Source organism: Enterococcus florum (genome assembly GCF_004309355.1).
GTDB lineage: Bacteria > Bacillota > Bacilli > Lactobacillales > Enterococcaceae > Enterococcus_A > Enterococcus_A florum.
This window is the reverse complement of record NZ_BJCC01000008.1, coordinates 1-12,350: the sequence shown is the minus strand read 5'-3', so window position 1 is coordinate 12,350 and position 12,350 is coordinate 1. Positions and strand designations below refer to the sequence as shown.

General features: G+C 42.7%; 14 protein-coding genes and 1 pseudogene. 9 read left to right on the top strand and 6 right to left on the bottom strand.

The annotated features are described in order from the left end of the window. Positions 1 to 11 precede the first annotated feature (11 nt). The 4 genes from NRIC_RS04295 to NRIC_RS19670 all read left to right on the top strand — a co-directional run bounded on the left by NRIC_RS04295 (position 12) and on the right by NRIC_RS19670 (position 2,802). The gene (locus tag NRIC_RS04295) at positions 12 to 1,028 is read left to right on the top strand and encodes a methionine ABC transporter ATP-binding protein (protein ID WP_146621478.1); all 1,017 of its coding nucleotides are present in this window, start codon (positions 12 to 14) and stop codon (positions 1,026 to 1,028) included. Next, the gene (locus NRIC_RS04290) at positions 1,025 to 1,687 is read left to right on the top strand and encodes a methionine ABC transporter permease (protein ID WP_146621477.1); all 663 of its coding nucleotides are present in this window, start codon (positions 1,025 to 1,027) and stop codon (positions 1,685 to 1,687) included. Before NRIC_RS04295 ends, NRIC_RS04290 begins: the two co-directional genes overlap by 4 nt. Before the next feature lie 3 nt (positions 1,688 to 1,690). After that, positions 1,691 to 2,470: a carbon-nitrogen family hydrolase gene (locus NRIC_RS04285; protein ID WP_146621476.1), complete on the top strand. Its 780-nt coding sequence runs from the start codon at positions 1,691 to 1,693 to the stop codon at positions 2,468 to 2,470. Positions 2,471 to 2,679: 209 nt separating this feature from the next. Next, positions 2,680 to 2,802, top strand: a complete 123-nt coding sequence (locus tag NRIC_RS19670) for a hypothetical protein (RefSeq protein ID WP_265416100.1) — start codon at positions 2,680 to 2,682, stop codon at positions 2,800 to 2,802. Between the two features lie 231 nt (positions 2,803 to 3,033). Here the strand turns inward: NRIC_RS19670 and NRIC_RS19220 are convergent, their stop codons facing one another. Then, positions 3,034 to 3,192 carry a hypothetical protein gene (locus NRIC_RS19220; RefSeq protein ID WP_175579996.1) on the bottom strand — a complete coding sequence of 53 codons (159 nt, stop codon included), beginning with the start codon at positions 3,190 to 3,192 and terminating at the stop codon, positions 3,034 to 3,036. Positions 3,193 to 3,258: 66 nt separating this feature from the next. On the opposite strand from NRIC_RS19220, the gene NRIC_RS04280 reads away from it, so the two are divergent. The 4 genes from NRIC_RS04280 to NRIC_RS04265 all read left to right on the top strand — a co-directional run bounded on the left by NRIC_RS04280 (position 3,259) and on the right by NRIC_RS04265 (position 8,205). After that, positions 3,259 to 4,050: an EFR1 family ferrodoxin gene (locus tag NRIC_RS04280; protein ID WP_146621475.1), complete on the top strand. Its 792-nt coding sequence runs from the start codon at positions 3,259 to 3,261 to the stop codon at positions 4,048 to 4,050. 141 nt (positions 4,051 to 4,191) lie between these two features. Beyond that, positions 4,192 to 5,310: a hypothetical protein gene (locus tag NRIC_RS04275; RefSeq protein WP_146621474.1), complete on the top strand. Its 1,119-nt coding sequence runs from the start codon at positions 4,192 to 4,194 to the stop codon at positions 5,308 to 5,310. 547 nt (positions 5,311 to 5,857) lie between these two features. Beyond that, on the top strand, positions 5,858 to 7,012 hold the full coding sequence (locus NRIC_RS04270; RefSeq protein ID WP_146621473.1) for a cation:proton antiporter: 1,155 nt from the start codon (positions 5,858 to 5,860) through the stop codon (positions 7,010 to 7,012). Between the two features lie 374 nt (positions 7,013 to 7,386). Beyond that, positions 7,387 to 8,205 carry a GNAT family N-acetyltransferase gene (locus NRIC_RS04265; RefSeq protein WP_175579995.1) on the top strand — a complete coding sequence of 273 codons (819 nt, stop codon included), beginning with the start codon at positions 7,387 to 7,389 and terminating at the stop codon, positions 8,203 to 8,205. Between the two features lie 146 nt (positions 8,206 to 8,351). On the opposite strand, the gene NRIC_RS04260 is transcribed toward NRIC_RS04265, so the two are convergent. The 4 genes from NRIC_RS04260 to NRIC_RS04255 form a co-directional block, all read right to left on the bottom strand. Further along, positions 8,352 to 8,609: a hypothetical protein gene (locus tag NRIC_RS04260; protein ID WP_146621471.1), complete on the bottom strand. Its 258-nt coding sequence runs from the start codon at positions 8,607 to 8,609 to the stop codon at positions 8,352 to 8,354. Between the two features lie 16 nt (positions 8,610 to 8,625). Next, complete coding sequence (locus NRIC_RS19215; protein ID WP_175579994.1) at positions 8,626 to 8,778, bottom strand: hypothetical protein; 153 nt, start codon at positions 8,776 to 8,778, stop codon at positions 8,626 to 8,628. A gap of 109 nt (positions 8,779 to 8,887) precedes the next feature. Continuing rightward, the gene (locus NRIC_RS19210; protein ID WP_175579993.1) at positions 8,888 to 9,046 is read right to left on the bottom strand and encodes a hypothetical protein; all 159 of its coding nucleotides are present in this window, start codon (positions 9,044 to 9,046) and stop codon (positions 8,888 to 8,890) included. Positions 9,047 to 9,292: 246 nt separating this feature from the next. Next, the gene (locus NRIC_RS04255; protein ID WP_146621470.1) at positions 9,293 to 10,039 is read right to left on the bottom strand and encodes an Ltp family lipoprotein; all 747 of its coding nucleotides are present in this window, start codon (positions 10,037 to 10,039) and stop codon (positions 9,293 to 9,295) included. A 349-nt stretch (positions 10,040 to 10,388) separates the two neighbouring features. Between NRIC_RS04255 and NRIC_RS04250 the strand changes: the two are divergent. Beyond that, positions 10,389 to 11,834: pseudogene (locus NRIC_RS04250) on the top strand (IS1182 family transposase). Between the two features lie 26 nt (positions 11,835 to 11,860). On the opposite strand, the gene NRIC_RS04245 reads toward NRIC_RS04250, so the two are convergent. Further along, positions 11,861 to 12,196, bottom strand: coding sequence for an iron-sulfur cluster biosynthesis family protein (locus tag NRIC_RS04245; RefSeq protein ID WP_146621468.1), 336 nt, complete (start codon positions 12,194 to 12,196; stop codon positions 11,861 to 11,863). Between the last annotated feature and the right edge of the window lie 154 nt (positions 12,197 to 12,350).

The window sequence follows — 12,350 nt, the reverse complement described above, 5'->3', positions numbered from 1 at the left end:
GGGGGAAGACCATGATTGAATTAAAGCACGTATCGAAAACCTACCAACAGAAAAAAAATATGGTCGAAGCGGTCAAAGCCGTCGATCTGACAATTCAAAAGGGCGAGATTTTTGGTGTCGTCGGCTATTCAGGTGCTGGAAAATCGACCTTGATCCGCATGGTCAATTTTTTAGAGGCTCCGACGCAAGGGGAGGTCTGGATCAACGGCCAAAATTTGAATCAGCTGAGCAAGAAAGAGCTCCTTCTGACTCGGCGCAAGATTGGCATGATCTTTCAAGGCTACAACTTGCTTTCAACCGCCACCGTTTATGAAAACATTGCGAAACCCCTGCAGCTGGAAGGAATCTCTGCGGAGGTGATCGAAAAACGAGTCAATACCTATTTGGCGTTAGTCGGCTTGTCTGATCGCAAGGACAATTATCCTGCACAACTTTCCGGCGGTCAGAAACAGCGAGTGGCGATTGCTCGTGCGTTGGCTCATGAACCAGAGATCCTACTGTCCGATGAAGCGACCAGTGCCTTAGACCCAGAAACCACCGAAGCGATCTTGGAATTGCTGCTGAAGATCAACAAGGACTTAGGGATCACGATCTTTTTGATCACGCATGAAATCGATGTCGTTCAGCGGATTTGCGATCGGGTAGCAGTGATGGAAGAGGGAAGAGTGATCGAAGAAGGCCCGGTGATTCAAGTCTTTACTCAACCTCAAAATCCAACCACTAAACGGTTTATCGGGGCGAATGAACACTATGATGTGCCAGAAGAAGTACTGGACGGATACAAGTCGACAGGGCGATTGCTGCATCTGCAATTTATCGGTGAGGAAGCTACAGAGCCTGTTTTGGCTCAGGTTGCCAAACGATATGATCTGCTGCCAAATATTTTGAGCGGCAATATCCGCTATTTAAAAGACCAGCGCCACGGCCAGCTGCTGGTGCAGCTGACAGGCGGGACAGAAGCCGAATTTGCTGAGGCGAAAGCTTATATTGCTTCGCAAGGAATTATTATTGAGGAGGTACACGCATGAGCACATTTGCGCAACAATGGGGATCGGTCATCGTGGAAGGGACGGGGCAGACGCTGATCATGGTCAGCATCGGACTGCTGGTGTCGATCCTTATCGGGATTCCTTTAGGGGTGTTTCTAGTTTTGAGCCGTGAAGGCGGCTTGAACAGTAATCCAGCGACGTATGCAGTGTTGAACTGGGGGATCAATATTCTGCGTTCTCTACCTTTTATCATTATGCTGTTCCTGATTTTACCGTTAACGAAATTGATTGTAGGCACAACGATTGGTGTGCGAGGGGTCCTGCTGCCGTTGATCGTGTATACCGCTCCTTATTTGGCTCGTTTAGTCGAGACCTCGCTTCTGGAGGTTGACCAAGGTGTCATCGAAGCCTACCAGTCCATGGGCATCAGCCACTTTAATATCGTAAAAACCGTACTGCTAAGGGAAGCGCGAGGCGGGATCATCCGCGGATTGACGATTGCATTGATCGGCTTGATCGGGGCTACGGCTATGGCTGGTCTGGTTGGTGCAGGAGGTCTCGGCAGCATCGCCTACCAATACGGATTTTTAAGGAACGAGCCCACTGTGATGTATGCTACAATTTGTTTATTGATCGTATTAGTCCAAGTGGTCCAATCGATCGGTAACAGCATCGCAAAACGTTTAGATCGGAGCTAACAAATGAAAATTACTTTGATACAGATGGATATCTGCTACGGCGAACCAGAGAAAAATTTTGCTCGAGTAGAAAGACTCATCAAACAAATGGTGTTGGCAAAAGATCAGCTGGTGATCCTGCCTGAAATGTGGAATACCGGCTATGATTTGACGCGTCTATCGGAAATCGCAGACGAAAATGGGCGGCGGACCCGAACATTACTGAGTAAACTGGCTCAAGACTGCGAAATTTACCTTTTAGGAGGCTCTGTGGCGGTGAAACAAGAAAAGGACTACCGCAACACCTGCTTTTTGTGTGGGCCCTCTGGCGAGCATTTAGGAAGGTATGACAAAGTCCATTTGTTCCGTCTGATGCAGGAGGAACAGTATTTGATAGCTGGCGATCAAGGCGTGACGATCCAAATGGGAGATTTCAAGGTTTCGCCGATGATCTGTTACGACCTGCGGTTTCCTGAATGGTTCCGCAGACAAGTCAGTAAAACAGGAACCGATTTGTTTGTGGTGCCTGCACAATGGCCGATCCAACGCTTAGCTGCTTGGCGCAAGCTGCTGCAGGCCAGAGCGATCGAAAACCAGTCCTATGTCGTCGGGGTCAATCGAGCCGGCGAGGACCCAGCAAACCGGTTCGCTGGTCATTCGCTGGTTATTGATCCTTTTGGCGAGATTCTGCTGGAGCTGGGGGAGCAAGAAGAGACGGGAACGATCGAGATCGACCCAGCACGTGTGGCCGAAGCTCGTCAAGCAATGCCCGTGTTTGAGGATCGAAGAACGGAACTGTATTAAGACGTATTTTTGGGACTTTCCGATTATGGGAAAGTTCCTTTTCTGATAAATAAACCTCAATAGACAAACGTTCGTTCCCGCTCTTTCGTTTGTTATGGTACAATCATAGTTGCAGGAAGTTTGTGACGGTTGGCAAAACGATCGAAGGGACAGATGCCTATGAGTTTAAAAACTTATCGGCGGTACTCAGATAGAAAGGATTGCCTGATTTGTTCTCCATGGATCAACTCATCGCTCTGATAGGTGCTGCGGCAGTGATCGTGACCGCGATCGCGAAGGCCAGTGATTCCTTCTTGGCGTGGGTGAAGTTCAAAAAAGAGCAAAAAAAATAGACCGTCTCAACTTTGGCGAGTTGACGGTCTATTTTTGAACCAAAAAAGATGCCACCGTCTTAAACGGTCTGCAAGGAGGAGTTGTTGCCACAACTCCTCTTTTCGTTCCTATTTTATCATAACCGCCCTCGAATTTCAAAGAGTCAACAGGTTTTCTATCGACTGATTGACCATCCAAATAAGCAAGCATCGATTTAAACGATTTGCGGCAGCATGTCTTTTTGATTGCTCTCAAATCGTCTTTGACAATCGCTTGTAGTGCTGATCGATCAGCAAAATCGTCTCCTGTCTTTTATCGGAAAGCTCGTCAAACGCATTCATCAGAGGCAGACTGGCAATGATCGCGAGGATGTCTGAATAGCCTTGGATCAGCTCCTCTATTTCCTTCATTTTACCATATTGACCCTCAAGTAAGATTCAGTGTTATGCTGAAAAAAATGAAGCGAGGTGGAAGCAATGAAACATCTGATTTTCTATTTTTCTGGTACCGGCAACAGTCTGCATGCAGCAAAAACCATTGGCAAAGCATTCCGTCCGTGCAGGATCCAATCAATGAGCTGTCCGGTGTGTCCTTCACTAACAGGAACATATGAAAGCATTGGGTTTATTTATCCGACGTATTTTCAAGGACTGCCGCGTCAGGCAGAACGATTTATTCGACAACTGGATCTTTCTCAGTGCCGCTGCGAGTATGTCTATGGGATCACCACTTTCGGCGAATTGTCCGGCAATGCCTTGTCTCAACTGAATGGCTTGCTGTGTCAGAAGGGTCAAGCCCTGCATTACAGTGCCAAGCTAAAAATGTTTTCCAACTATGTCGTGATGTATGATTTGAGCCGAAAGCTGGAACAAAAGACCATTCAGGCTGATCAGGCGCTGCAGCACATCGTGGAAGACCTGCGGATGAAAACAATTAAGCAGACCCGAAGAAACATCCCATTGCTTGACCGCTATTATCGTTGGCAGATCCAGCGGGCCCAGACCTCCGACCGTCATTACCAAATCAGTCAAGCTTGTGTCTCATGCAACTTATGCGAAAAAGTATGTCCCGTAAACAATATTGAAATGCATGACGGACAACCAGCTTTTTTGAACCATTGCGAACAATGCCTCGCTTGTGTCCAGTATTGTCCGGAAAAAGCCATTAACTTTAAAGAAAAGACTCAAAAAAGGCGCAGATACCATCATCCTGAGATCCCCGCAGCAACCTTGATCCAAAGCAACCGTCAACGTCAAGAGTGGGGCTGATCCCAAAACATTGAAATACCCGAAAAATTACTAAAAACATGAATTTTTTCGTGAATGCGAGGACTTATTCCTTTTTTCAATATTTGATTGTTCCAACGGCTGTCCATTGATATGATAGAACTATCAAAAGGAGGACAAAAGATGAAAAAGGGCAAGATAATGGGGGCAGTATTGTTGGTGATGATTGGCTTATCCGGCTGCGGAGCAAAGCCTCAAACAGAATTCTCGGAGGCTTTAGCAAGTCAATCGGGTCAAACTGCGGGAACATTCTCAATGGCGATTGATGATCTGACGATTTCGGGGGAAAACACGGCAGATGCATCTGAAACAGCGATGTACAATATGATCGCCAATCAATTGAAAGCATTGAAAATGAGCGGGGATTATTCTGTTGACAAGAAAAAGGAAGCTCTGGCGATGGACATGGATATCGACATGCTGGGACAGAAGATTCCATTAGAGATGATCTTGGATCAAAAAAACCAAAAAGCCTATGTTTCCAGTAATTTTTATCAAGCACTGATGAATTTTGCGGGGAGCTTGTCGGGGGAAAACATCGGGGGTGCGATGAATGACCAGCTGAAGGACAAGTACATTTTGATGGATGAAGAAGAATTAGAAGAGACCTTGCCATCAAAAGGTTCGGGAAGTATCGGAACTACGGGCTTCTCAGACAAGAAACTGTTCAAAGAGTACGTGGAGACCTTAGAGGGAGACTCTTTTGCCAAAAAAGAGGATACTCTAACACATACGTTTACGAAAAAAGAATTGCTGGGCTACTGTAATTATATAAAAGAGAACGGCAGCAAAAAACAAAAAGAAGCTGTCGCTGAGATGAAAAAAACACTTGAGGATGCAGAAAAAATGAGTGTTAAAGTAGCCATTAATCCGAAAAAGAAGACTCAAAAGATGAAAATTTCGACCACTACGGAAAACGATGGGAAAAAAATCAATCTTCAATTGACCTTTGATACGCAAAGCAAAGACAAAGGAAAAGCGGTCAAGATTCCAGAGAAGAATGATACCATCACGCTGGACGAGCTGACGGAACAGGCGACGCAGGAGGCTATGAACGGTCTAGGGTACGATACAGATGAATATTACGAAGAGTTAATGAACAATATCCGCCAAATTGGCGGACAGCTAGATAGTGCATCGGTAGAACAGCTGAAGGAGAATAACAAATCCTTGCTGACTGACGAGCAATACGACGAATTTGTTAAGCTGCTGGATGAAGTCACCGCGGCTCCAGCCATATAATTTTTTTCTTAACCAAACCAACAAAACCTTCTCACAGAACGGGTGAGAAGGTTTTTTAGTGGAAGTAATCGAAGGATACTACTTCAGAAAAACAGCAAAAAAATAGATATAATCTGGAATCTAAACATTTTTTGGTCTGTACTATTTTGAATATTCCAGAGCAATCCCACAATACATTTGGTTAATCCTATTCACGATCGGCGCAATTACTTGGTTTGAAATTTGGCTCCGCCTTTGGAAAAGGTGAGTATTTGGATGAGTAGGAGGACGACATCGGTCTCTTCAAAGTATATGATGGGAAAGGCTCTTTTCTTTCCTTCCTGCTTCAGGAAAAAAAGAGTGTTAATTTTTAGCGAAGGGGCGGATGAAGAAACACAATAATTTGCAGATTATTTCTTTAGGAATCGTTTCATGAGCGGCAGCCTAACCTCCCTCATTTTTTAAAAAGTGTTTTAATAAATCTTATTTTTCCATAGACTTCCTTTTTGAAAACGGATACAATTGGCTTAACGCTAACTTTTTTGTTTGCGAGTGTGGAGGAGATAAGATGGATTTTATTGGTGTGTTGTGTCTGATTTTGGTCAGTGTTACCGTAGCAAGCCACTTTTCTCGAAGAATGGGGATACCCATGGTGATCGGGCAATTACTCGTGGGGATCTTGCTGGGAAATGGTGGCTTGAAAATCGTTCACCCGGATATTTTGGTGAAGGATTTTTCGGAGATTGGCGTCATTTTATTGATGTTTCTAGCCGGGATCGAAAGCAATCTCCCCTTATTACGAAAGTATTTTAAACCAGGAGTCTTTGTTGCTTTGCTGGGGATCTTGTTTCCCTTGGTATTGGGTACAGGAGGCGGAGGTCTTTTTGGCGTACCGATAAATCAGTCTTTTTTCATTGGATTAATCTTAGCGGCGACATCGGTCAGTATCTCGGTGGAGGTATTAAAAGAGCTGAATGTGGTTAAAACCAAGGAAGGTTCGACGATATTGGGTGCTGCGGTGGTAGATGATATCCTAGTCGTTTTGATCATTAGTTTGTGTACCCCTTTATTGGGCGGTGACGTCGGCGGTGTCGAACAACCACTGGGATTCTTTTTGATCGCACAAGTCCTTTTTTTCATCGCTGTTTTCTTTCTGATTCGTTGGGGTGCGCCGTATCTGATGAATTTAAGTAAAAAAATATTCGCCCGCTCTTCCGTGATTATTGTTTCTCTGACGTTGTGCTTGAGTATGTCTTACCTGGCTGATTTTATCGGATTGAGTTCGGTCATCGGGGCCTTTTCGACTGGGATAGCGATCGGTCAAACCAGTGTTTGGAAGGATGTACGGTACAACATCGAAGCGATTGGCTATGCGGTCTTTATTCCAGTTTTCTTTATCAGCATTGGGCTTGAAGTAACCTTCGATGCACTCAGCAGGCAAATCGTGTTTATTCTCTTTTTTACCATCATTGCGATTATTTCAAAGCTGGCTGGTGGATTTATCGGCAGCAGACTCTCCGGCTTCGGCAGACAAAGCAGCCTGATGGTCGGTTCCGGGATGATTTCCCGCGGCGAGATGGCGTTGATCATCGTTCAATTAGGCTTTCAGACTCATCTGGTCACAGGAAACTATTACTCATCGATCATCTTGGTGATTTTGTTCACCACCTTATCCTCACCATTCTTATTGAAATACTTCACGAGAAGGCTTTATTTCAAATAGATCATTCCTGTCATGTTCAGCATGGCAGGTTTTTTATGTGATCAGATGAGAGTGTTTGCTTCACTAAAATCTTCTATCTGTAAATATAAACAATTTTTTATTGTTATATACAGTGAACGGTTCATTAGTTAAGAGCAAAGGTGTGTTCAGTTATTACTTCAATGATTTGGGTATTTTCTTGAGATGAGTTTATTCTAGAATACTGAAAGGAAACAGTGATTATCGAGGGATCTTTCGAGCTTGGATTTTTCTAGCAATACATAACGGTTGGTCCATCTAGCAAACCAATAAAGATTTCTTTATACTAAAGTGAAAGAGCGTGTAGGGGAATTCCAGTAGAAATGAAAGTTCATCAGATAAAAAGGAGAAATCGTGTGATAGAGAATCGATATTTTACAGAAAAACTGAGCGCAGAGGAGAAGCAGGCAGTGCAAGAATTACGCTTTAAGATCGAAGAAAACGGGATTGCGCATAAATTGGACCTGAATTATTTGGATTCTGAGGAGCAGTCGAGTCATCATTTGCTGCTTTGGCGAAAAAAACGACTTGTTGGGTATGCTTGGTTATCCACCTTTGCACCGCGAGAGCTTGAAGCAACGCTGCTGCTTTTGGAAGGAGAAGACTCTTTTCAAATGGTGAATGACCTGCGCAAGTATTGTCAGGATCGGCAGATCGAGCAGTGTCTGTTGATCGTGGATCATCAGTATAAGAAGCTTGTTGAAATTATGGAACAAGCGGAGTGCCGCTATGATTGTTCTGAGGCCTATATGGAGCTGGAGCAGGAATACTTCAAACAAAAGGCTTTATCTACTGTACAGTTCGAGAAAGGGACTCTGGATCAGGCGGAAGAAATTGCTCGTTTTATGAATGAAGGGGCAGATTACAGTCTTAGTGCCGATGATTTAGAACATACGCTGCTGTACAAAGAGGGGGAAGAGCTTTTGGCTTGCTTGAGAGTAGATCAAGTAGACGGACGTTTTGGAATCTATGGCTTGGTGGTAAACCCAGAACATCGAGGGCAGGGAATTGGACGTACTGTTTTGTCAACGGCGATTCAAGAGATTTTAACAAAAAAACCGGAGCAAATTTATTTGGAAGTAGCGACGACCAATCACAGGGCCCATCAGCTTTATCAATCATTAGGCTTTCAAGATAAAGTAGTGTTCGATTATTATCGGATAGAATTGATTTAGATGATTTGGCGAAAATATAGGAAGAAAATGATACGAATAGAGGATGCTTAAAGAATGCAAAAAAGACCGCGGATAAACAATTCGCAGTCTTTTTTTGTCTGTCAGAAACCTTCCTTTATCCTCACACGTTTGTAAGATAAGAGTGTCTATAAAAAATGGTCCATTACAAAAGAGATGATTAAAATCACCAAAAATCCTAGAAAGAAGGGCGAAATATACGTGAAAGTAAAATGGCAATACATTTTGCCGATGCGACGTTCATCCTTAAAACGCGGATCATGTAAGTCCCTAATGAATTCATGAGGAAAACGAGCCCAAAAGAGGCCATTAGTTTGTTTCATGAGAATGGCCATCAACAGCATGACTCCTGTGATCATAATTCCTACATAAGCAACTTGTTCCATGGAAAACTCCTCTTTTCTATCGGGTCAACAGAAAGACAAAGACGAAAGTACCGCTAAACAGCAACCGAATGATCGTAAAATAAACCAAATCAGGAAAGTTTTGTCTTTTCAACAGACTATCATTGGGGGAACGATCTGTGGTCAGCCAGGAAAGACTGCAGGTGTGCATACACATCCTTCATCGCAAACCACCGAGCTTCTTACTCCTTTTATTATACTAAGAAAAGTATCGTAGTTGAAATAGGTAATTGTGCCGAAAGTACATGTGATCGCATGTGTTATCTTTTGTTAGTAAAACCAACAGCCACAGCATTTAAGCCTGACATTGCGTTAACTACAACGTTGATCACAGTACCATCGTGGGGGAAATAGCCATCTTTTTCCTTGTTATTATTAAAGTCTTTGATTGAAAAAAGTAAAATGTGTTTGAATTGCATTGAAAGCCCTCCTATTTTTGTGATTAGTATAGCATAAGAGCTATAAAAATGGACGATCTTTTCAGTAAGAAGGAATAGATTTGATAACTTAAAAAAAGAAAGGCCGACCACTAAGTGATCGGCACAGAGGAAAATGTGGTGGGGTAGTCCACGTTATTAGTCTATCGTATTGTTGGTTTAATCACAAAGAATATGCTTAAAAAAATAAAAATCATCACTCGTTTGACGAGCGATGACGAGGAATGATCAATTATTCAAGTTTTGTATAGCGTACTCGGCTTCTTCTGGGGTAAATTTTTCACCGTAGTCCGAGGTCAGCTGGTCCCGAATCGCTTCAGGAGACATGGACATGGTGTCTTGATAATTTTTTGCAGTTTCCAGCGCATTTTTATTCCAGTCGGCGGCAACATTTTCGATGGCATATTGGGCTTCCTCCGGAGTGAATTGCTCCCCATGTTCTGAAATCAGCTGCTCGTAAATACCTGCTTTAGACATTTTCATGGTTTTGGCATAGGATTCGGCCGAAGCCAGCGCATTTTTGTTCCAGTCGATCGAGAGATTTTCGATAGCGTACTGGGCGGCTTCCGCAGAAAATTGTTCGCCATACTCGGAGGTCAATTGATCGTAGACACCTTGCTTGGACATCTTCATGGTTTTGGCGTAAGATTCAGCCTTTTTCAGAGCGGACCGGTGTTCGGTAGGCAGCGAGTTATCTTCTGTTTGGGCTGGAGAGGTCCTTTCTGGTGTGGATGTCTCGGTTTTTGGCTCATCTGTAGGCTCATCCAATAGAGTCGCATCGTCTTTGTCGGGTTCTCCTAGCTGGTCGATATCAGGTTCGGTGTCTTTAGCAGTATCTTCTTCAGTCAATCCACTGCCAACGCCGCCGATCAAAAGGATCACCACGATCCAGAACCAGATCTTTTTGTAAAAAGGCTTCTTTTCTTTTACGATATATTGCTTACCATCATTCCCAACTACTTTTTTCTTTCCCATTTTTTCTTCCTTCTTTCTCTGTTATAATAAAATTGTCAGGACGAGAAAGTGGTCTTGGGTCCGTGTTCCCAGCACGGGCTTTTTTTATATAACAATTGTCATATTAATAAAAATGAATAAACCTAATGCTTTTTAATTTAAAATTTAATCATTTTATAATAACAACTTATCAAGTTTTTGATCTTCTGTCAACGATTTAATTGGAAGCCTTTTTATGAAACGCGACAACAAAAAAAGCCCTCTTTTTCAAGAGGACTCAGACTGTAGACAAAGTCCATTTTATGGATGCTGTCTACAGTTTTTTCTTTTATAATGGATTTATGAAATCGAATACAAGGAGTGGTGTTTTATGATGTCCAAAAACAATACGAACGGCAGAAATCAATTCGCGATGCTCACGATTGATGATCTTGTTCCCAAAGATCATCTCGTTCGAAAGATCGATGCCGCGCTTGATTTTAATTTTATTTATCCAATCGTCGAAGCCACTTACTCTGATTTAGGGCGACCAAGTGTTGATCCAGTCATTTTGATCAAATTAGTGTTTATCCAATATTTATTCGGAATTCGTTCCATGCGGCAAACGATCAAGGAGGTAGATACCAACGTTGCTTATCGCTGGTTCTTAGGCTATTCCTTCGAAGAAAAAATTCCCCATTTTTCAACCTTCGGGAAAAATTATGTGCGACGGTTTAGAGAAATCACATTGTTTGAGGATATTTTTGCTTATATTTTGGAACAAGCAGTCAAAGCCGGTTTTGTGACAGAGGATAATTTGTACCTTGATTCGACTCACATTAAAGCCAATGCTAATAAGCATAAGTTCACAAAGGAAATGACCCATGACGAAGCGAAAGCCTATCAAGATGAATTAGAAGATGAGATCAATCGTCAACGAATCGAAGCCGGAAAACGCCCTTTTACTTTGGACTTAGAAAAGGAAGTGAAGCTGAAAGAAAGAAAAATAAGTAAAACCGATCCAGAAAGCGGCTACTACGTCAAAGGTGAACGAGAGAAACAATTTGCTTATTCCGCCCATACTTCATGCGACGACAACGGGTTTGTTCTCAGCACGATAGTAACTCCTGGAAATATTCATGACAGTCAAGTTGCCTTTCAACTCGTCAAACAATCGAAGAGTCTTTTTCCTGGAATCAAACGAGTGGTTGCTGATGCTGGCTATAAGACACCTAAATTTGTTCACTTTTTGACTCATTTGAACCTTCGCCCTTGTTTGCCTTATACTAGGACTAAAGGGAAAAAGGGCTTGTTATCAAAAAATGAGTTTCTTTACGATGAGTATTATGATTGTTATATTTGTCCGAAGGATCAACTGCTCGATTTTTCAACGGTCACTCGAGAAGGGTACCGAGAATACAAATCCAATCCAAAAGAATGTGTGAACTGTCCGCTGTTAAAGACATGTACGGAAAGTAAAAACCACCAACGAGTCATTACGAGACATGTTTGGGGAGATTTAATGGATGAAGTGGAACATCTTCGTCTGACAGATTTGAATAAGGCCGTTTATAAAAAACGAAAAGAGACGATTGAACGAATATTTGCGGATGCAAAAGAAAAGCATGGGATGCGTTGGACCAAGTATCGAGGCTTGGAAAAAGTTGCGACGCATACGATGCTGGTGTTTGCTGCAATGAATTTAAAGAAATTAGCCACTTGGCTATAAAAAGGCAAAGAGCCTTTATTTTTTTGTCCTAAATTTCGAAAGAAATCAGCTAAAAAGACGTTCAATACTCAAATTACGAGTTTTGAACGTCTTTTGTCTACAGTCTGAGCCCTCTTTTTCAAGAGGACTTGTACTTATGCTTTGACTAAAATATTGTTGTCGAGGATGCCGCTTTCGTTTTTTAAAACAAAGCTGTTCAATCGTTGATTGAAATCGATCAGAACCTCTTCGCCAAGAAACAGCTTTTCGCCATCAGAGATATAGATCTCAAAGGGCTTGCCAGCCAGCTTTTCTGTGTAATTGTCTTTTGGACCATCGGTAGCGAAGATTTGGAATTTGTCTCCGATAGCACAGGAGCCGCCGACCGTGGAAAATTGATTGGACCCGTCATTTAAGGCAAGAATGAATGAAGAACTGTTAAGTTTTGTTTTAAGCGCCGTTGCAGCACTTTCTGATACACGTATGTTCATGCTGATTCCTCCTTTAGTAGTCCATAGTATAACTACTTTTTGAAGGCTTGTTAAATGATTTGCCTCAAAATGAACGATAGCCATCTCAGCAATGAGATGGCTCAGACTGTAGACAAAGTCCATTTTATGGATGCTGTCTACAGTTTTTTCTTTT

Excerpts from the sequence above, each read along its gene's own strand:
- NRIC_RS04295 (WP_146621478.1), top strand. The coding sequence starts at position 12 with ATGATTGAATTAAAGCACGTATCGAAAACCTACCAACAGAAAAAAAAT.
- NRIC_RS04290 (WP_146621477.1), top strand. The coding sequence starts at position 1,025 with ATGAGCACATTTGCGCAACAATGGGGATCGGTCATCGTGGAAGGGACG.
- NRIC_RS04285 (WP_146621476.1), top strand. The coding sequence starts at position 1,691 with ATGAAAATTACTTTGATACAGATGGATATCTGCTACGGCGAACCAGAG.
- NRIC_RS19220 (WP_175579996.1), bottom strand. The coding sequence starts at position 3,192 with ATGAAGGAAATAGAGGAGCTGATCCAAGGCTATTCAGACATCCTCGCG.
- NRIC_RS04280 (WP_146621475.1), top strand. The coding sequence starts at position 3,259 with ATGAAACATCTGATTTTCTATTTTTCTGGTACCGGCAACAGTCTGCAT.
- NRIC_RS04275 (WP_146621474.1), top strand. The coding sequence starts at position 4,192 with ATGAAAAAGGGCAAGATAATGGGGGCAGTATTGTTGGTGATGATTGGC.
- NRIC_RS04270 (WP_146621473.1), top strand. The coding sequence starts at position 5,858 with ATGGATTTTATTGGTGTGTTGTGTCTGATTTTGGTCAGTGTTACCGTA.
- NRIC_RS04260 (WP_146621471.1), bottom strand. The coding sequence starts at position 8,609 with ATGGAACAAGTTGCTTATGTAGGAATTATGATCACAGGAGTCATGCTG.
- NRIC_RS19215 (WP_175579994.1), bottom strand. The coding sequence starts at position 8,778 with ATGCACACCTGCAGTCTTTCCTGGCTGACCACAGATCGTTCCCCCAAT.
- NRIC_RS19210 (WP_175579993.1), bottom strand. The coding sequence starts at position 9,046 with ATGCAATTCAAACACATTTTACTTTTTTCAATCAAAGACTTTAATAAT.
- NRIC_RS04255 (WP_146621470.1), bottom strand. The coding sequence starts at position 10,039 with ATGGGAAAGAAAAAAGTAGTTGGGAATGATGGTAAGCAATATATCGTA.
- NRIC_RS04245 (WP_146621468.1), bottom strand. The coding sequence starts at position 12,196 with ATGAACATACGTGTATCAGAAAGTGCTGCAACGGCGCTTAAAACAAAA.